We start from the raw sequence: 19,830 nt of genomic DNA on the forward strand, positions 1-19,830 counted from the left end.
AATTAATATTATCAAATTCAATGTTAATTGATTGAGAATAAGTATGCATTATCGAGTCACTCGAGAAATGATTTATTTCTTGACGTGGGAAATAGTTAGGGGTAGAGTAAAATCTATTATTTCAAATATTTTTTGTCGTTAACGTGTTTCGCCACAGACTTAAGATGGAAAGCAATGGGTTTGAGGGCGACGTGAGATCAGAAGACTTTTCTGCGTCGTTTTCTCTTTAATTGCGTCTTAATGTGGTTGTTACCCGTTAAGACGCATTTTTTTAAGGGAGTGGTTGGGGTGTTAGAAAATTTTTTAAGCTGTCAGAAAATGGTACAACGGTTCGAACAGAAGTCATTGCGGGATTAACAACCTTTGTGGCAATGGCGTATATTGTTTTCCTTAATCCAGCAGTTTTGTCATTAACTGGTATGCCTAGTCAAGGTGTGTTCTTGGCAACGATTTTTACAGCAGTTGTTGGTACATTAATTACAGGCCTTTTTGCGAATTTGCCATATGCTTTAGCACCATCAATCGGGATGCAAGCAATGTTTACCTATACCATTGTTTTTGGTTTAGGATTTACATGGCAACAGGCATTGGGAATGGTATTTTTGGTTGGTGTTGTTGATATTATTATCACGCTGACTAAATTGCGTTCGGCCATTGTCAAAGGTATTCCAGAACAATTAAAACATGCCATTGCTGCTGGTATTGGGTTGTTTATTGCATATATTGGTTTAAAAAATGCTGGCTTTTTAAATTTTATTGTGGATCCTGCAAATATTACTAAGCTAAATGGCGCACCTTTCCATGTGGGACAAGGGGCAAAGACAATTAGTTCAATTCTTGCAAATGGCGGTACAACCCCAGAAATTGCAAATTTTAATCAACCAGCACTGTTATTAGCATTAATTGGATTGATTATTTTGGTTGTGCTAGTTGTATTAAATGTGCCAGGTGCCTTTTTGATCTCAGTTGGCGTAACAACTTTGATTGGGATACCAATGGGTGTTACCAACACACATATGGATGTCATGGCATCATTTCAAAAAACATTTCATGAATTTGGACAAGTATTTGGTGCTGGATTAGGCCGTGATGGCCTGTGGTCAATGTTCACGACGCCTAAACACATTTTAGTAGTTATCTTGACGGTGTTCTCAATGGGTTTGTCTGGCTTATTTGATGCAATCGGTACCTTTATTGGAACTGGTATGACTACAGGGATTTTCTCAGAAAAAGATCAACGCGAATTTTATGAAGGGCGTGGGTTTAAATCTAAGATGGACCGTGGATTAGTTGCGGATACCTTTGCGACAATGATGGCGGGTGTTTTTGGGACATCAAATACCACAACGTTTATCGAATCGGCTTCAGGTATTAAAGCAGGCGGTCGAACCGGTTTAACGTCAGTTGTTATTGCAGCAGGCTTTTTATTAGCTATTTTTGCGGCACCACTCGTTGGTGTCATTCCAACGGCAGCAACCGCACCGATTCTCATTATTGTTGGTATTATGATGATGAATGAATTCAAAATGATTGATTGGAATGATATTGAAATTGCCATTCCAGCTTTCTTCACATCTGCATTTATGGCATTTTCATACTCAATTTCATACGGAATTGCAGCAGGATTTATCTTCTTTATTGTTGTTAAGGTTGTCCGGAGAAAGTGGCGACAAATTAGCCCTATTTTATGGGTTGTATCGCTACTATTCTTATTGAATTTTATTTCATTGGCTGTGAATAATTAAATAATTTAATGCCGTGAAACAGGCATTTTCCTGATTAACGTATATATGTACGATGAATTAATGAACTGATTAGTAAAAATTTACGGTATAGCCCGAATTTTTCTAATCGGTTTTTTATATTAATGCTGACGCTTAAATGGTTCTGGGTAAGGCGTATATTCAGTTTAAGTGCGAATGGCAAAGGGTGATCTGTTAGTAATCATTGCTAACAGAATCTTGGTGGTCTGCCCGAATGAGTGGACGGTTTAGTTTTCATGTTTCGCATGGTTGATAGTGTTGATAGTATAGTATTTGCCATAGTTATCATACGCTTGATACAGATTTACCCGGTAGTGTGGTTAAAAATGTTCAATGCAATGATAGGCATCAAGAAAGGACTGTTGGTATCGTTTGCGGATAACTCAAAATGGTAGTTATTTATGTGGCATCGAATTGATTATTCAGAGCCAGTTTAATCTAGGCTTGTTTTTCTTGTATAATAACAAATAGAGAACGAAGCGAGGAGGATAACTTATGCAGACGCTAAATGATCAAATTAGTGTCTTGAGTGGCGTTGGTGAAAAAAGAGAACAGGCTTTAAATGCGTTGGGTATTTTTACTATTTATGATTTACTCACTTATTATCCAGTCCGCTACAGCGATTTGGCCGTCAAGACGCCAGCAATAACTGCCGACGGTGAAAAGGTGACTTTCAAAGGTGTCGTTTCATCGGAACCAGTGGTTTCACGGTTTGGTTATCGGAAAATGCGAGTCAATTTCAGAGTGTTAGTTGAACATGATAACATTATGGTGACTTTTTTTAATCAACCATGGATTCAAGACCGTGTTCACTTAGGTGAAGAGATTGCTGTGTATGGTACTTATCAGAAAGCACGCCAGTCATTATCTGGTATAAAAGTATTGACACACGGTCGTGAAGATGAACTTGAAGCGACATATCCATCATCAAAACAGGTACAACAAAAAACAATCAAAGCATTGATTGAACAAGCATTAGGTAAGTATCAGCATCAAATTGTTGACTTAATTCCCGAAAATATTCGGCGTCGCTATCAATTACTGAATAAACACGATATGATTTTTGGCATGCATGTGCCAAAAGATGGACAGGAAGCACAAACTGCGCGCCGCAGTGCGTCATTTGAAGAATTTTTCTTATTTCAATTACGCTTGCAAGTCCTAAAAATGATGGACAAAAAGAATCAAGGCCGTGCAATTCAGTTTGATAATCAACGCTTAAAACAATTTATCACCACGCTACCTTTTGAGTTAACTACTGCGCAAAAAAAGGTGGTCAATGAAATTGTATTAGATATGAAACGGCCAATTCATATGAATCGCTTATTACAAGGTGATGTTGGTTCTGGTAAAACCGTAGTCGCAGCTTTAGCAATGTATGCCACGATCACGGCAGGGATGCAAGCAACATTGATGGCACCAACTGAGATATTAGCACAACAACATGCAAAAACATTAGGCCAATTTTTTCAACCGCAAGAAGTCCGGGTGGAAATTCTAACTGGTGCAACGAAAGCTTCAATTCGGCGACAAATTCTAGAAGATGTTCGTGATGGGGCTGTCGATATTTTAATTGGGACGCACGCACTGATTCAACCAGACATCGCGTTTCATAATTTAGGCTTAGCAGTGATTGATGAACAACATCGTTTTGGTGTTAAACAGCGCGCTTTATTGCGAAAAATCGGGATGAATCCTGATATTTTAGCTATGACCGCAACACCAATACCAAGAACCTTAGCTATTACTGCATATGGTGAAATGGACGTGTCAATTATTGATCAATTACCTGCAGGTCGGAAACCAATTCAAACACAGTGGTTACGGGGCAATGAGTTTGAAGAAGCGATTCGATTTATACGAACCCAATTAACACATGGAGCCCAAGCATACGTCGTGACACCATTGATTGAAGAATCAGAGACGTTAGATGTACAAAATGCGCTTGCAGTTTATGAAGAATTATTACAACATTTTGCACCTGATTACCAGGTGGGATTATTACATGGTCGTCTAGCTAATGCAGAAAAAGATGATGTGATGGCGAGATTTAAGGCAAATGAATTTCAAGTCTTGGTAGCTACGACCGTTATTGAAGTAGGTGTCGACGTCCCGAATGCAACTGTGATGTTGATTTTAGACGCAGATCGATTTGGGTTAGCGCAATTACATCAGTTACGAGGGCGTGTTGGCCGAGGTGAGCGACAATCATATACGTTCTTGATTGCCGACCCCAAAACACAACAAGGCATTGAACGGATGACAGCCATGGTCGAAACTACAGATGGTTTTGTCTTGGCACAAAAAGATTTAGAATTGCGGGGTTCAGGCGATATTTTGGGTAACCGACAATCGGGCGTGCCGGAATTTAAGGTGGGCGATCCAGTGAGAGATATGGTCATGATGAATGCTGCACAACAGTCTGCGATTGAAATTGTGAGTACGCCAGGTTGGGATACCGCCGATCAAAATACGCATTTAGTCAATTATTTATCTGAGACAATGGCAGCATATCGTCATTTTGATTAATTAAGACATGTGAGAAACAAACTAGGTGCCTAGTTTGTTTTTTTTGTAACGTTTCGTAAATTTATACGTACTAAAAACGAACAAATCAAAAATCAGGGGTTGATTTATACGGAAGAATATTTTAAACTGTATTTTGTAAACGTTTACATTGCTATTATCATAATAATATATATCAAAGGGTTAGAAAACATGACAAACTATGCACCTTTAATTATTCAACGTGCTGATCCATTTATCTATCGACATTCAGATGGGTATTATTACTTCACAGCATCAGTACCAGCTTATAACAGAATTGAACTACGGCGCTCTAAAACAATTGCTGGTCTGGCACATGCCATGCCACGAACCATTTGGCGTAAGCATGAGAGCAATAGTGGCGAAGAAAGTGAGCTCATTTGGGCACCAGAAATCCATTTTATTAATAATGCCTGGTATATTTACTTTGCAGCTGCTGAAACCACAGCTTTTGATGACAATGGGATGTTCCAACACCGTATGTTTGCGCTGGAATGCTTAAATGACGATCCAATGAGATCAGAAGAAGACTGGGTCGAAAAAGGGCAGATTAAGACGCCGATGTCGACTTTTGCATTAGATGCAACGGTGCTTCAACGAGCAGATCAACTTTATTATATTTGGGCGCAAAAGGATCCTGAAATATTTGGGAATACAAATTTGTATATCGCGGAAATGAGCAATCCTTGGACGCTGAAATCAGTGCCAACATTATTGTCTAAACCTGAATTTGAGTGGGAAACACGTATTTTTGCTGTGAATGAAGGACCAGCAATTCTACATCGAAATGGTCGTTATTTCTTAACCTACTCTGGAAGTGCAACGGATGAAAACTATTGTATGGGGATGCTGATTGCCGATGAAAACGCAGACTTACTTGATGCGAATAGTTGGCACAAATTAAGTCAACCGGTCTTTCAATCTGACGTGGCACATCATTTACTGGGACCCGGTCATAATTCCTTTACAGTATCTGAAGATGGCCAGACCGATTTGTTAGTCTATCATATCCGAAATTATTCAGATATTAAGGGCGATCCATTGTATGATCCGAATCGGCACACAATGGTTCAAGCATTTGACTATGATGAATCTGGGGTACCCGTCTTTGGTAAACCAGTTCGTTTTACTGAAGAATAGGAGGACTAACACATGGAAACTTCAAAACAAAATAAGGGAATGTTCTGGTCATTTCCAATTTCACATTTTTCGTATTTCTTTATTTGGGCTATCGTAGCGGGTTATCTAACGCTTTGGTTAGAACAAGTTGCTAAATTAAATGGGAGTCAGGCTGGGATTATCTTCTCGATGATGGCTGCTATGTCATTGATTTTTCAACCGATTTTTGGCTATTTTTCAGACCGATTGGTGATGAAGAAAACACTTGTCTTTATTATCTTAGGTGCAGGTGCATTAATTGGGCCATATTTTCAATGGTTATTCATGCCAATTCTTGATGAAACAAATTCATTTGTCGTTGCAATTATAACCGGTATTTATTTATCTTTTGTTTTAAATGGTGGTGTTTCAGTTATTGAGCAGTACATTCAACGTGCATCAGTGACAAATCATTTTGAATTTGGCCATTCTCGAATTGGTGGATCTGTTGCTGGTGCAGTGGCAGCCTTTGTCGGCGGTCGACTCTTTTTGTGGCAACCAAACTCGATTTTTTGGGCAGCAACAGTGACGGCATTGATTGCCATCATCATGTTCGCATTTTTTGATAAGATTAATGATGATAATTCAACGCATATCGCAGATGCGTCAGAAAAAATTTCAATGCGTGATGTACGGCACATCTTTAAATTAAGAAACTTCTGGGTATTAGGCATCTTTTATATGGGTGCTTCAGCATTGTATGACGTCTTTGATCAACAATTCGTTATTTTCTTTCAGACATTTTTCCATTCTGTTAGTGCTGCGACCACCGTTTATTCAAACACGACGACAATTCAAATGTTCATCGAAATGATTTTGATGATTCCAATGCCGTATTTGATTAATAAAATTGGTGCACGGAATGGCTTACTGATTTATGGCTTTATCACTGCCTTACGCATTATTGGAACTGCACTAGCGCCAAATTGGATTTTTATCGTCGTTTTGCGATTGCTCGCAGGATTTGAAATGCCACTTGTATTAATATCAATTATGAAATATATCGCTGGTAGTTTTGATAATAAGCTCTACGCAACAGTTTATGCCTTAGCTGCTAACTTTATGAAACAAGTGTCTGTTTTCGCGTTTTCGGCACTAGCTGGAAATTTCTATGATTCACTTGGCTTTCAAACCACATACCTCATTATGGGGAGCTTCGTTTTGGTTGTGACAATCTTTGCGGCAATTTTCCTGGAAAAAGATCGAATTAAAAATCAAACAACAGTTAGTATGGAATAGTGAAAATCAAAATTACAGTTAAAAAACCATGCTGTGGGCGACACAACATGGTTTTTAATTGGATATTTTAGTAGTGGCTAGCAGTAAGCATAAGATATTGTTTTTTAGATTTATTAGGTTAAGTTTGAGGCAATGTGCTAGAATTGTAGAATACTAAATTATAAAAACAAAGGTGAGTGACATGTTTAAAATTGCGGTTGATGCCATGGGCGGTGACAATGCACCGGAAGCAATCGTTCAAGGAATTGAAATTGCGCGTGATTCGTTACCAAACGTTGAATTTTTGTTATACGGTCAAACAGATAAAGTTTTGCCATTAATTCAAGATGACACGCGTATATCAGTGATGCAAGCTGATGATGTCATTGCAATGGCTGACGAACCTGTAAAATCAGTGCGGTCTCGTAAACAAAGTTCTTTAGTACTTGCAGCAAATGCTGTTAAATCTGGCCAGGCTGATGCGTTGTTTTCTGCAGGTAATACGGGTGCTTTATTAGCTGCCGGTATTTTCTTAGTCGGACGTATTAAGGGCATTAGCCGACCAGCATTGATGACAGTTTTACCAGCAATGGCGGGCGATCATGATTCATTTGTCATGATGGATGTCGGAGCAAATGCTGAAAATCGGGCTACGCATCTCTATGAATATGGAATTTTGGGGTCGTTTTATGCTAAAGAAATCCTCGGTTACTCGACACCACGCGTTGGATTGCTGAACAACGGTGGTGAAGAAGATAAGGGCGATGCTGTGCATAAAGAGGCACATCAATTGTTGAAATCTGGTAGTGCAGCTGGCTTTATTAATTTTATCGGGAATGTCGAATCCCGTGAAATATTACAAGGACCAGCAGATGTCGTTGTTGCGGATGGTTTCTCCGGTAATGCGACCCTCAAAGCGATTGAGGGAACGGCGTTGTCATTGATGAAAATGATTAAGCAAACAATCATGAATGCTGGGGTTATTGGTAAACTAGGTGGCGCAATGTTAAAACCAGCGTTAAAACAAGTTGCCGGCCGTTTAGATCCTGAGCAATACGGCGGGGCAGTAGTGTTAGGGGTTAAAGCACCTGTAGTCAAGACACATGGCGCATCTGGGCCTGAAGCTGTTGCCGGGACCATGCGACAAATTAATACTATGTTAGAAACCCAGCTCATTGAAAAAGTAGAAACATTTGTTTCTGCGCATAAAGATGATTTAGCTGCTCGTGAGACAGAGGAATAGAAAGTTAAAAGGATAGAAAAATGGAAAAAAAAAGCAATTTATGACCGCGTTGTAACAATCGTGACCGATCACTTCGAATTAGAGCCTGAAAAAGTTACTGGAGATTTAAACTTCTTAACAGATATTGATGCCGATTCAATTGATTTTGTAGAACTTGTGTTAGAAATGGAAGACGAATTTGGTGCCGAAATTTCTGATGAAGCAGCTGAAACGTTGGTAACAATCAACAGTACAGTTGACTATATCTATAATCACCAAAGTAAATAAATCTTTTAAAAGTAGCTATCAAAGCAGGAAAGTTGATAGCTTTTTTTGAACTACAATGCTGCATTATCGCAGAATCAGTGGATGACATTAAAAACGATAATGATTAGATTCATTGATTTGCGGACTAATGCGGTAATCACAAAGTGTATTTATGATTGACAGATTAGACTGGCAAATATTCGTTGATCGAAAAATTACAGGTTATTAGCGCTGAATTAAGTTGATTTAAAAGAAACCAAACGCAAATGCGCTTGGTTTTTTGGTATACTAAACTAAGTATCAAAATGAGGGAGAGTGAAAATGTTTGCTCAGTTACAAGCAGAAATCGCACAAAAATACGATATTCATTTTAATAATTTAGCACTTTTAGAAGAAGCACTAACACAAGCCAACTATATTAATGAACATCCTGAATATCAAGGACGTGATTATCAACGTTTGGAATTTTTAGGTGATGCCATCATGCAACAATCATCAGCGGTCTATTTATTCAAAAAATATCCCGATTGGGATGAGGGACGTTTAACTGAATTACGAATTTTAATGGTTCAGACGCGCTCTTTTGCAGCCTTATCACGTGAATTACATTTAGATCGATATGTTCAACTTGGACGAGGAGAAGAATTATCAGGCGCGCGGAATCGTGAATCTTTACTTGAAGATTTATGGGAAGCATTCATTGGCGCACTTTATTTGGATCAAGGACAAGCAGTGGTCATGCGGTTATTAGATCTGGTCTTTTTTTCAAAAATTGAAACTGGGTTCTATGATCGGTTTGTGGATTATAAATCAAAATTGCAAGAATTATTGCAAAAAAATGGGACAGTTGATATTAATTACGAAAAAATTGCTGAACAGCAAATTGAAAATAATGAACAATTGTTTACTGTTTCTGTTGCCCTTAATGGTCAGAAATTGGCTGAAGGGACCGGAAAATCAACTAAGGATGCAGAAAAGGCCGCTGCACGCATCGCTTATCAAAATTTAACGAAGTAGTCGGGAATTTAGAATGAAGCTTAAGACACTTGAGATTAGTGGATTTAAATCATTTGCTAATCGCACAAAAATTGAATTCATGCCAGGAATAACTGGTGTTGTCGGACCAAATGGTTCGGGTAAATCAAATATTATCGAATCGATTCGTTGGGTGATGGGCGAGACATCTGCTAAAGGGTTACGTGGTGACAAAATGGCAGATGTTATTTTTGGTGGTACAAATACACGAGCACCATTGAACCGGGCAGAAGTCTCAATCACATTCGACAATACCGACCATTATTTAAATTCTGAATATTCTGAAATTAGAATTACGCGAACGCTTTACCGTTCGGGTGAATCTAAGTATCAAATTAATGGTCAGACAGTACGCTTACGTGACGTACATGAGTTATTTATGGATTCAGGACTTGGACGTGAGAGTTTCTCGATTATTTCTCAGGGCCGAGTAGAAAGTATTTTTTCTGCTAAGCCAATTGAGCGACGTTCGATTATTGAGGATGTGGCGGGTGTCTATAAATATAAGCAGAATAAAGAACAGGCCGAAAAGGAACTACAAGAGACAGTCGATAATTTACATCGTGTCCAAGATATATTATTTGAACTAGAGAACCGGATTGAACCGCTAGCGCAACAAGCATCAAGAGCATCAGACTACTTAACCACTAAAGAAAAATTTGACCAATTAGATCAGGCACGATTGGTCATTGAATTAGATGATTTGTTTTTAGATCAGACCAAGATTGCAAAACAACTACTTGAATTAGAGCAACAAAATTCAAATGGCAAGCAGCAGTTAGAGACACAAAACCACGCATTATCAGAATTGAAAGTGCAAAGAATAGCTCTTGAGACATTGAGAGATAAGTATCAGGCGCAGATTGTCACACTGACTCAAAAGGTTGAACAATTAACCGGTGAGAAGCGACTTGAAGCTGAGCGAATGGCTAATCGAACACAGTCTGGACGTGATTTAAAAATGCGTCTGGAACAGGTCCAGCAGATACTAACAGAATTACAAAATAATCAAAAACAAAGACAAATTGAATTTGAAAAAGAAGATGCAAACGTTCATACTGCGCAAGCAACGCTTGAAACGACAACGGAGCACGCTGATCGACAGGTATTAGAAGAACATGAGGCAGTTATTTCAGAAGTTCGGAATAAACTCGTGGACGCTATGCAAGCCTTAACTTCGGCCAAAAATGAACAGACTTATTTAACTAAATCTAATCAGCAAAATGATGCTAATTTGGAACGATTAAATCTGAAATTATCCGATTTAAAGGCCAAAAATGCAGCACAGGCAACTTCAATTAGTGAAAAAGAAACGCGTTATCAAACATTAAGTCAACAATATACGATTCAGAAAAATGAGATTGAAAAGGCTAAGGTAGCGGGACAAAAACTTGAGCACGATCAAAAAATAGCCCGTAAAAATTGGTTTGACGCGTTAGAAAAGCAAGAACGGGCGACATCACGCTTGCAGTCGTTACAAAGATTATCGCAAAGTTATGATGGTTACTTTCAAGGCGTGAAAAATTTGATGCGTGCTAAAAACCAATTCACCGGCATTCAAGGCGTTGTGGCCGAATTGATTCAACTAGATGCAAGTAATGCATTAGCGATTGAAACGGCTTTAGGCGGCGCATTGCAGAGTGTGGTAGTTGATAATGAACAAACTGCGAAAAACGCCATTCAATATTTGACACGTCAAAGATTGGGGCGCGTGACATTTTTGCCAGTTTCGACGATTCAATCACGGCATCTATCTGCGCAACAGATACAGTTGGCGCAAAATCAAGCAGGCTTTATTGGTGTTGCAGCCGATTTGGTGACAGTAGCAAGTACACAACGCGCTATTATCCAAAATCTGTTAGGGACAACGTTGATTGTTGGCAATTTAGATCATGCTCAAATGCTTGCTAATCGTCTTCAACATCGCGTACGAGTGATTACACTAGATGGCCAAGTCATTAATGCGGGTGGTTCGATGGTTGGTGGCGCTAATCGGCAAACGGGTAATGGGCTTTTGGCACAACAAACGGAGATTGATCAGTTAACGCTTGAGTTGAAACAGCTTTCTCAAACAACAACAACGTATGAGGCACAAACGCGTCAGCTAGAACAACAGTTACAGGAAGTAACCCAAAATTTTCAAGCTTTACAACAAGCAGCGACCGCGTGCAATGAACAAGTACAGGCAGCTGCCGGTGAATTACATCTCGCACAGAATGTGGCAAATCAAATGTCTCGAGACTTTGAGGCCATGCAGTTTGAAATTAAACAATCCAGTGATGGAACAATTGACCACGCGACTCGAGTGACGGAGAATCGTCAGCAAATCCAAATGCATGATCAAGCAGTTCATCGGTTACAAACCCAACTGGATGAATTAACGCAACAACGCACTGATTTACAAACTAAGGTTGTTGCAGCTGAGCAATCAGCTACGGCATTACAAATTAAATTAGCAACGGTTCAAGCCGGAAGAGATAATGCTCGCGTTCGTTTAGACGATATTAATGAACGAATTCAAGCAGAAACGTCGTTAGCTGAAAGTTTGCATGAACAGTTGGCTGCACTTGATAGCAATCAGACCGATCGACAATCTGAAATCAGTATTAGTCTCGACAAATTGGAAACAGACTTAGCGCAAGTAAAAGAAACGGTTGCCGAAAAAGGAACCGAATTGACGAAAGTCGTACAATCTATTGAGATTGCAGAAGCTAATTTACAACTGGTACAAGATTCACAAACAAAGAATTTACAGGCGTTATCTGATGTTAAAGCACGTCAGGCTGAATTGGCACAAAAAATTAAACAAAATGAGAGTTTGTTACTTCAGACATATGAAACAACTTATGATGACTCAAAACAAACGATGCAAACAATTGATACGACTGACTTGAAAACACAGCTTAAACTGTTGAAACTAACCTTGAACGATATTGGAACAGTCAATATTGGTGCCATTGATGAGTATCAAGAAGTAAAAACACGTTATGATTTCCTTAATCAACAACAGGCCGATTTGTTAGATGCGCAGAATAATTTACAGACGACAATGTCAGAAATGGATCAAGAAGTTATAACACGCTTTAAGACAACATTTGATGCAATTGCTGAGCACTTCACCTATATTTTTGAAAAGATGTTTGGTGGTGGGAAAGCAGTCCTAGAATTAACAGACCCAGAGCATTTATTGACGACAGGTGTTGATATCAAGGCCCAGCCACCAGGAAAAAAATTCCAACAAATGAGTTTGTTATCAGGTGGAGAAAAAGCACTGACGGCAATCAGTTTGTTATTTGCCATTTTAGAAGTACGACCAGTACCTTTTGCTGTGTTGGATGAGACAGAAGCTGCCTTGGATGAAGCTAATGTTGATCGTTTTGCCGAATACTTGCATGAAGTAAACGAACGAACACAATTTATTGTCATTACCCACCGTAAAGGGACGATGAATCATGCAGATGTATTGTATGGTGTTACAATGCAGGAACCTGGTATTTCAACGATGGTTTCTGTGAATTTGGAAACCATTGATAGTTAGAAATTGGATAGAAAGTGAGTGGATAACATGGGATTATTTGATTCAATTAGGAAAGCTTTCTCAGTGGATGATGCGATTGAAACAGCGCGAAATCAACGTCAAAATCATGCATCGATTACTGTGGAAACATTATATCCAGCACAAACGGTACCGACTGTTCAATCAGAAGAAATTGATAAACCTCAAAATGATATTACAGTTGGCGTAGAAGCAGAAATCAGTCATACTTACTCAGAAACAGAAACAGAAACAGAAACAGAAACAGAAACAGAAACAGAAACAGAAACAGAAACAGAAACAGAAACAGAAACAGAAACAGAAAGCCAATCGCAATTAGACTCAGGACTAGATGAAACTAAAAAGTCTTGGGCATCACGTTGGCAGCATTTCATTGCCAATTTTCGAAGTGTCGATGAAGACTTTTTTGATGATCTAGAAGAGACTTTAATTAAAGCAGACGTTGGGGCAGCAACCGCATTGCAATTAACAGATGAATTGCGTGATGAGGTTAAATTACAAAATGCAAAGAGTAAACAAGCAGTATCAGAAGTCATTTTAGAAAAATTAGTGAACCATTACGAAGCACAGGGCATCAACGAAGATACGGCTATGCATTTTGCGCAAAATGGACCAACTGTTATTTTGTTTGTTGGTGTGAATGGCGTTGGAAAAACCACAACAATCGGTAAGCTGGCAGCGCGTTATAAAGGTGAAGGTAAAAAAGTGCTCCTTGCGGCTGGGGATACATTCCGAGCAGGTGCTACGCAACAATTGCAGGTTTGGGGAGAACGCGATGGTGTTGAAGTCGTTGCGGGCGCACCAAATTCAGATCCGGCTTCAGTCGTATATGATGGTGTTCGTGCGGCAATTGATCAACAGGCCGATATCTTGTTTGTTGATACCGCAGGCCGCTTACAAAATAATGTTAATTTGATGCAAGAATTGGAAAAAATGAAGCGCATTATTAGTCGTGAATTACCTGAACAACCAGCAGAAGTGCTATTAGTTTTGGATGCAACAACTGGACAAAATGCACTTCAACAAGCGAAATTGTTTAAAGACTCAACTGATGTTACCGGTATTGTACTAACTAAGTTAGATGGTACGGCCAAAGGTGGCATTATATTACCAATCCGTAATGAATTACATTTACCAGTTAAGTGGATTGGTTTGGGTGAGCAAGTGAATGATTTACAGCCGTTTGTTGCAAATGATTTTGCAAAGAGCCTGTTTGGTCAGCTATTGGAGATACGAGATGGAGATTGAAAAAAGTACGCGGTTAAACATTCTTTTTGATTTCTACCGCACGTTATTGACCGATAAGCAAAATGATTATTTAACGCTTTATTATGCTGATGATTATTCACTTGGTGAAATTGCTGAGACGTTTGCTGTTTCACGCCAGGCTGTGTATGATAATTTAAAACGTAGTACACAATTACTTGAAGACTATGAAGCAAAATTACAATTATTTTCAGACTACCAACGACGTCAAGTGATTGCTGAAAAAATCGCAGCGTATACACAAGAAAAATACCCGACCGATCTACAATTACAATCGATGATTGAGCAGTTAGTAACAATAGAAGAGGAGTAAAATTATGGCTTTTGAAGGATTAACAGAACGTCTTCAATCTGCACTCAGTGGCTTGCGACGTAAGGGAAAGGTCTCTGAATCGGATTTACGAGATACGATGCGCGAAATCCGAATGGCATTATTGGAAGCGGACGTCAATTTTGGGGTTGTGAAAGACTTTGTACGCGATGTTCGTGAAAAAGCGGCTGGTGAAAAAGTTCTCGAAGGGTTAAATCCCGCCCAACAAATTGTTAAAATTGTGAATGACGAATTGACAAAAATGATGGGGGAACAGGATGTTCCGTTGAACCAATCACCTAAAATTCCGACGGTTATTATGATGGTTGGACTGCAAGGTGCTGGAAAAACGACCACTGCAGGAAAATTAGCATTAAAACTCAAAAATGAAAAAAACGCTCGGCCATTAATGATCGCAGCTGATATTTATCGTCCAGCGGCCATTGATCAATTAGAGACATTGGGACAGCAAATTGATGTCCCTGTGTTTTCAATGGGAACTGATGCTGATCCACGAGAAATTGTTAGACAAGGGCTAATTAGAGCAAATGAAATCAAAGCGGATTATGTCTTTATTGATGCGGCTGGACGGTTACAAATCGATGAAGCATTAATGCAAGAGTTGGCAGATATCAAAGATATTGCAGAACCAAATGAAATATTATTGGTTGTAGATGCAATGACTGGACAAAACGCTACAGAGACAGCCGAAGGGTTTAATAATCGACTCGGTATTACTGGTGTGGTCCTAACAAAACTTGATGGTGATACTCGTGGTGGAGCAGCTTTGTCAATTCGAGCTGTGACCCAAAAACCAATCAAATTTGTTGGACAAGGTGAAAAGATGACTGATTTGGATACGTTCTATCCAGATCGTATGGCTTCACGTATTCTTGGCATGGGTGATTTGCTGACGTTGATCGAGCGAGCACAAAAAGACGTTGATGAAGAAAAAGCTGCTGCACAGGCAGAAAAGATGCGTCAAAATACATTCGATTTCAATGACTTTATTGACCAAATGGAACAAGTTAGTAATATGGGTGGCATTGAATCAATTATGAAAATGCTGCCTGGTATGGCAAACAATCCACAAGTAGCGGCTATGCAAGCTCAAATGGATCCTAAACAAATCGATCATATTAAAGCGATTGTCATGTCGATGACACCACAAGAGCGTGAACAACCTGAAATCATTAACCCCTCACGTCGTCGTCGTTTAGCGGCAGGTGCTGGACGGCCAATCGTCGAGGTTAATCGCATGTTAAAGCAATTTAACGAAATGAAGACTATGATGAGTAAAGCGATGAATGGTAATACAGCTCAAATGGAACAGATGATGGGTGCTTTGCAGGGTGGTGGAATGCCTGGTATGCCTTCAATGGGTGGTAAAGGACTTGGTCAAAAGATGCAGAATATGGCAATGAAGCGGATGGCACGTCAAATTCAAAAAAATAAGAAGAAACGCCGCTAATTTAGCAAATTTTGAATGGCCTATCATGCACGGTTTGTTAACAACTTGAGTTCTTTTGACATTTGAAAGCTACGCTTATTTAAAGGCATATCGTCTATAAATAACGTTAAAATGGAGAGGTCAATCAGATGACACGAGTAGTAATTGCATCAAATAATACGCATAAAACGAAAGAAATCCTTCAGTATTTGCAATTATTTAAAATAACGGCGGTTAATTATCGTGACTTACATGCGAGGATTGAATTTCCGGTGGAAACCACAGATAACATGAAGGTGAATGCTGCTCAAAAATCAAGTGCCATTCATCAATTGCTTCCAGACGAATTTGTTTTAGCTGATGATTCGGCGCTCTTTGTTCCGGCAATTCCAGATCATTTTGGTGTGACAACGATGCGCGAGTTTAAATCACAGCAGTTGAAGACTGATAGCGAGATTAATCGCTATGTGTTAGCACAACTGTTGCCAGGTACGTCTCGCAAGGCATATTTAGCTGCCTATTTTACATTAATCACGCCACAGAATGATTATGTTGAAATTACAACGACTGGTGGTGAATCTTTAGCAATGGCGCCTAGGGGGAATGAATCCGGATTGGATGCCATTGTCATGGCGGAAAATGGCTTGACGTTAGCTGAAATGTCTATTGCGGAGCGAATCCATTATTCTCATCGTGGTCGAGCAGTGATAAAATTACATCAATATTTAGTTAATCATACTGAATGGCCTAAGTCATAGGCCTTGAAATAATGGATTTTATCTAAGTTAGAATCATTAATTTTAATGTGTAAAGGAAAAACACTTTACACCAGCAAATTTGTCTGTTAATATATTAAGAGTAGAAAAATACTGGAGGAAATTAAATATGGCTGTTAAAATTCGCTTGAAGCGTATGGGATCAAAGAAGCGCCCATTTTATCGTGTTGTTGTTGCAGATTCACGTTCACCACGTGATGGTCGATTCATTGAAACAGTTGGTACTTACAACCCATTGGTTGAGCCAGCTGAAGTTAAATTAAATGAAGAATCAATTGTTGCTTGGTTAAACAATGGTGCGCAACCATCTGATACAGTTAAGAACTTGTTATCAAATGCTGGTATCATGAAGAAGTTCCACGAAGCAAAGTTCTCAAAGTAATAAAAAAGCATCCATGACTGGGTGCTTTTTTATTACGTAAGTCGAAATAAATTGAGGGTAACATGTCAAAAAAGTATCCGACAGCACAACTAATTGGCGTTGTCATGCAACAAAATAGTAATGGTCAGTTTGTTCCTGAGAAATCCACACTATCATTAGCTGATTTTCATAGTTGGCGAGTTGGAAAACATACTAAAGGTAAACTAGGAAAACCAGGGCAATTGTTTTTAACCGAGAATCAATTAACAGTCATGTTGGTTATAGTTAAAGACTTGGGCTTTAATGATCGTCATCAGTTTGCAACCATGGGACGTTTCTTACAAAATAGTGTTGATGAAAAAGTGTACGATTCAATATTGTCAGCGTATAATGATTTAATATCAAATTCATAATTAGTGACATCAGATTGGCGATTAAATAAAATATTGAATGAGTATGTTGAACTTAAATGGTTAATTCACGAAATAATCCGAAAAAAGTCAAGCATGACTTGAAAATCGTCATGAAAATTTGTTATATTATGTACTTACACAGTAAATCTTACGATGCTATATTAAGAATACATTTATTATCATTATTTATAATCAAATAACGTTTACATAATAATGGTCCAGTAGTTTGCATGATGAAGACAGAGAGTGGGGAAAACGTCATTCTATCATCAAGCATTCAAAATGATTTTAACGATGGCTTGGACGATTTAAACAAAAAAGCGAGGGAATCAATGTTAAAAGGAGAATGGAAATATTTTAAGGCGCACCCATTTTTAATGGTTGTTGCGGTAGTCTTATTGTTTGTACCATCAATTTATGCAGTGACGTTTTTAACGTCCTTATGGGATCCGTACGGTAAGCTAAACGATTTACCAGTAGCAATTGTCAATCAAGACCATGAAATTAATTATCAAGGACAAGATTTAACGGTTGGTGCGGATTTGGCAGCACAGTTGAAAAAGTCAAAGGCAATGGATTTTAAATTCCCAACGGCTAAAAAGGCCGCAAGTGGGCTAAAAAGCGGCAAATACTATATGGTTGTCACAATACCAAAAGATTTTTCTGAAAATGTGACAACTATTACAGATAGGTCACCTAAGAAGTTGGATTTGGTCTATGAAACGTCATCTGGACACAGTTTTATCGCTGGTAAATTGACTTCTAGCGGCGCAGAAAAGATTAAAAACACTGTTGCTAGTGAAGTGCTTAAGAGCTATACAAAAACAATCATCAAACAAGTAAAAAAGATGACACCGGCACTGAGTCAAGCGGCATCAGCAAATCAACAGTTAGCTGATGGCACGACAAAAATTAAGGCTGGGACTGATCAGTTGACTAATGGGCTGGCAACACTGGGAAATGGGACTAGTCAGTTACAAAGCGGTTCTTCAACACTATCATCTGGACTAGCAACATATACCAATGGCGTTAGTCAAGCTAATAGTGGGTCACAGCAATTGGCTGATGGATTAAACCAATTAAATCAAGCCATGAAATCGTCTGATGTTGAAACGCAGTTAAGTAAAATTCAATCAAGTCTTAAGACGATAACGGATGGTATTGATAAAGTCAAACAAGATTTACCAGCGGGCACTGATCTCAATCAAGAAATCGAAAAAATTGAACAAGTGTTAAAAGATATTGACACACTAAGTGCTGAATTAATTAAGATTCAAACGCAAATTGAAAATAGTCGCGATACTATTAAGCAACAGATTGCAACCGAGGGTAAAAAAGCGGGTTTGTCTGATGATCAGATTAAGAAGTTACAAGACACAGTTGACCAAGCATATGATGATCCTGAGCTACAAAAAGCAATGGCTGACGTTAAACAAAAATTAACATTAGTTGAGGATAGTATCTCATTGATGCTGAATGTCTTACCAATCATTCAAAATACGGATTTGAATCAAGTCAACAGTGAAATGAATCAATTAGCGCAGATTCCAGGTGCAATTAATCAATTGGCAGTTGGGGCTAACCAACTTAACAGTGGTCTAAGCACATTGAATGCAAATAGCTCAGCTTTGAATGGTGGAGCACAACAGCTACAAGCTGGCTTAATGACCGCCAATGACGGTGTTAATCAATTGAGTACTGGTGCTAAACAAATCGGACCAGCATTGGATCAAGTTCACGATGGAAATCAGACATTAGCTGATAAATTAAAAGCCAGTATTAAGCAATTAAAGCTCTTACCAACAGGTAAGAAGAATATCGACCAATTCACATCGGCTGTTGATGGTAAACATGTTGAACGGGATCATGTACCAAACAATGGTACTGGAATGGCACCTTATATGTTCTCAGTTGGTTTGTTCGTTGGTATGTTAGCCTTTAATCTCATGATGGATCTTGTCACACCAAGAGCTAAGATTAAAAATGTTTGGCACTGGATTAATACTAAAGTTGGTTTGATGCTGGTATTTTCTGTTTTGGCGGGTTCAATTCTTTACGGATTATCATTACTGATTTTGAAGTTAGACCCAATTTATGTTGGACAAACATGGGGTGTTATTGTTCTAACATCAGTCATGAGTGGGGCAATCGTCAGCATGTTATATGTTTGGTTTGGAAAGGTTGGTGCGTTCTTAGCAATGGTCGCCTTGGTGCTCCAACTGAGTGGATCGGCCGGAACTTATCCAATTCAATTATCAAATCATTTCTTTGAAGCGATTCATCCATATTTGCCAATGACCTATTCAATCAATGCAATGCGTGAAACAATGATGATCGGTGATTCAGCATTACCTGATATAATAGTAATGATCTGTGTCACGCTTGTTGCCTTAGCATTGATGGTCTTATTCTATCTATCACATGTTAAGCAGATGCGACGTTTGAGCGATGTAACGGGTGAGTAATTTAATCGAGGAGAAGGTTATCT

15 protein-coding genes are annotated in these 19,830 nt (G+C 38.8%); all 15 read left to right on the forward strand.

From position 1 onward, the window contains the following. Positions 1 to 365: 365 nt before the first annotated feature. Positions 366 to 1,745, forward strand: a complete 1,380-nt coding sequence (locus H9L19_RS07560) for an NCS2 family permease (protein ID WP_243198170.1) — start codon at positions 366 to 368, stop codon at positions 1,743 to 1,745. 513 nt (positions 1,746 to 2,258) lie between these two features. Continuing rightward, complete coding sequence (gene recG, locus H9L19_RS07565) at positions 2,259 to 4,292, forward strand: ATP-dependent DNA helicase RecG (RefSeq protein ID WP_187529047.1); 2,034 nt, start codon at positions 2,259 to 2,261, stop codon at positions 4,290 to 4,292. Positions 4,293 to 4,481: 189 nt separating this feature from the next. After that, the gene (locus tag H9L19_RS07570; protein ID WP_187529048.1) at positions 4,482 to 5,450 is read left to right on the forward strand and encodes a glycoside hydrolase family 43 protein; all 969 of its coding nucleotides are present in this window, start codon (positions 4,482 to 4,484) and stop codon (positions 5,448 to 5,450) included. Positions 5,451 to 5,462: 12 nt separating this feature from the next. Beyond that, the gene (locus H9L19_RS07575) at positions 5,463 to 6,707 is read left to right on the forward strand and encodes an oligosaccharide MFS transporter (RefSeq protein WP_187529049.1); all 1,245 of its coding nucleotides are present in this window, start codon (positions 5,463 to 5,465) and stop codon (positions 6,705 to 6,707) included. A 181-nt stretch (positions 6,708 to 6,888) separates the two neighbouring features. Further along, a complete protein-coding gene (plsX, locus tag H9L19_RS07580) occupies positions 6,889 to 7,929 on the forward strand; it encodes a phosphate acyltransferase PlsX (protein ID WP_187529050.1) in 1,041 nt (346 codons plus the stop codon). A gap of 57 nt (positions 7,930 to 7,986) precedes the next feature. Then, the gene (locus H9L19_RS07585; RefSeq protein WP_420855811.1) at positions 7,987 to 8,196 is read left to right on the forward strand and encodes an acyl carrier protein; all 210 of its coding nucleotides are present in this window, start codon (positions 7,987 to 7,989) and stop codon (positions 8,194 to 8,196) included. A gap of 300 nt (positions 8,197 to 8,496) precedes the next feature. Then, on the forward strand, positions 8,497 to 9,192 hold the full coding sequence (gene rnc, locus H9L19_RS07590; RefSeq protein ID WP_187529051.1) for a ribonuclease III: 696 nt from the start codon (positions 8,497 to 8,499) through the stop codon (positions 9,190 to 9,192). Between the two features lie 13 nt (positions 9,193 to 9,205). Further along, on the forward strand, positions 9,206 to 12,748 hold the full coding sequence (gene smc, locus H9L19_RS07595; protein WP_187529052.1) for a chromosome segregation protein SMC: 3,543 nt from the start codon (positions 9,206 to 9,208) through the stop codon (positions 12,746 to 12,748). Positions 12,749 to 12,775: 27 nt separating this feature from the next. After that, a complete protein-coding gene (gene ftsY, locus H9L19_RS07600; RefSeq protein ID WP_187529053.1) occupies positions 12,776 to 14,014 on the forward strand; it encodes a signal recognition particle-docking protein FtsY in 1,239 nt (412 codons plus the stop codon). Continuing rightward, entirely contained in the window at positions 14,004 to 14,345 is a 342-nt protein-coding gene (locus H9L19_RS07605; protein ID WP_187529054.1) for a putative DNA-binding protein, read from the forward strand. The genes ftsY and H9L19_RS07605 overlap by 11 nt, the downstream gene beginning before the upstream one ends. Before the next feature lie 4 nt (positions 14,346 to 14,349). Beyond that, entirely contained in the window at positions 14,350 to 15,813 is a 1,464-nt protein-coding gene (ffh, locus tag H9L19_RS07610) for a signal recognition particle protein (protein WP_187529055.1), read from the forward strand. A 128-nt stretch (positions 15,814 to 15,941) separates the two neighbouring features. Continuing rightward, positions 15,942 to 16,550: a non-canonical purine NTP pyrophosphatase gene (locus H9L19_RS07615; protein ID WP_187529056.1), complete on the forward strand. Its 609-nt coding sequence runs from the start codon at positions 15,942 to 15,944 to the stop codon at positions 16,548 to 16,550. Positions 16,551 to 16,677: 127 nt separating this feature from the next. After that, a complete protein-coding gene (gene rpsP / locus H9L19_RS07620) occupies positions 16,678 to 16,950 on the forward strand; it encodes a 30S ribosomal protein S16 (protein WP_187529057.1) in 273 nt (90 codons plus the stop codon). Positions 16,951 to 17,012: 62 nt separating this feature from the next. Next, positions 17,013 to 17,342 (forward strand): DUF7671 family protein, encoded by a 330-nt coding sequence (locus H9L19_RS07625; protein ID WP_187529058.1) that lies wholly within the window; start codon positions 17,013 to 17,015, stop codon positions 17,340 to 17,342. Between the two features lie 230 nt (positions 17,343 to 17,572). Then, positions 17,573 to 19,807, forward strand: coding sequence for a YhgE/Pip domain-containing protein (locus tag H9L19_RS07630; RefSeq protein ID WP_187529059.1), 2,235 nt, complete (start codon positions 17,573 to 17,575; stop codon positions 19,805 to 19,807). Positions 19,808 to 19,830 lie beyond the last annotated feature (23 nt).

Source organism: Weissella diestrammenae (genome assembly GCF_014397255.1).
GTDB classification, from domain to species: Bacteria; Bacillota; Bacilli; order Lactobacillales; family Lactobacillaceae; genus Weissella; species Weissella diestrammenae.

Coding starts and splice junctions, on each gene's coding strand:
- recG (WP_187529047.1), top strand. CDS start 2,259: ATGCAGACGCTAAATGATCAAATTAGTGTCTTGAGTGGCGTTGGTGAA.
- H9L19_RS07570 (WP_187529048.1), top strand. CDS start 4,482: ATGACAAACTATGCACCTTTAATTATTCAACGTGCTGATCCATTTATC.
- H9L19_RS07575 (WP_187529049.1), top strand. CDS start 5,463: ATGGAAACTTCAAAACAAAATAAGGGAATGTTCTGGTCATTTCCAATT.
- plsX (WP_187529050.1), top strand. CDS start 6,889: ATGTTTAAAATTGCGGTTGATGCCATGGGCGGTGACAATGCACCGGAA.
- rnc (WP_187529051.1), top strand. CDS start 8,497: ATGTTTGCTCAGTTACAAGCAGAAATCGCACAAAAATACGATATTCAT.
- smc (WP_187529052.1), top strand. CDS start 9,206: ATGAAGCTTAAGACACTTGAGATTAGTGGATTTAAATCATTTGCTAAT.
- ftsY (WP_187529053.1), top strand. CDS start 12,776: ATGGGATTATTTGATTCAATTAGGAAAGCTTTCTCAGTGGATGATGCG.
- H9L19_RS07605 (WP_187529054.1), top strand. CDS start 14,004: ATGGAGATTGAAAAAAGTACGCGGTTAAACATTCTTTTTGATTTCTAC.
- ffh (WP_187529055.1), top strand. CDS start 14,350: ATGGCTTTTGAAGGATTAACAGAACGTCTTCAATCTGCACTCAGTGGC.
- H9L19_RS07615 (WP_187529056.1), top strand. CDS start 15,942: ATGACACGAGTAGTAATTGCATCAAATAATACGCATAAAACGAAAGAA.
- rpsP (WP_187529057.1), top strand. CDS start 16,678: ATGGCTGTTAAAATTCGCTTGAAGCGTATGGGATCAAAGAAGCGCCCA.
- H9L19_RS07625 (WP_187529058.1), top strand. CDS start 17,013: ATGTCAAAAAAGTATCCGACAGCACAACTAATTGGCGTTGTCATGCAA.
- H9L19_RS07630 (WP_187529059.1), top strand. CDS start 17,573: ATGATGAAGACAGAGAGTGGGGAAAACGTCATTCTATCATCAAGCATT.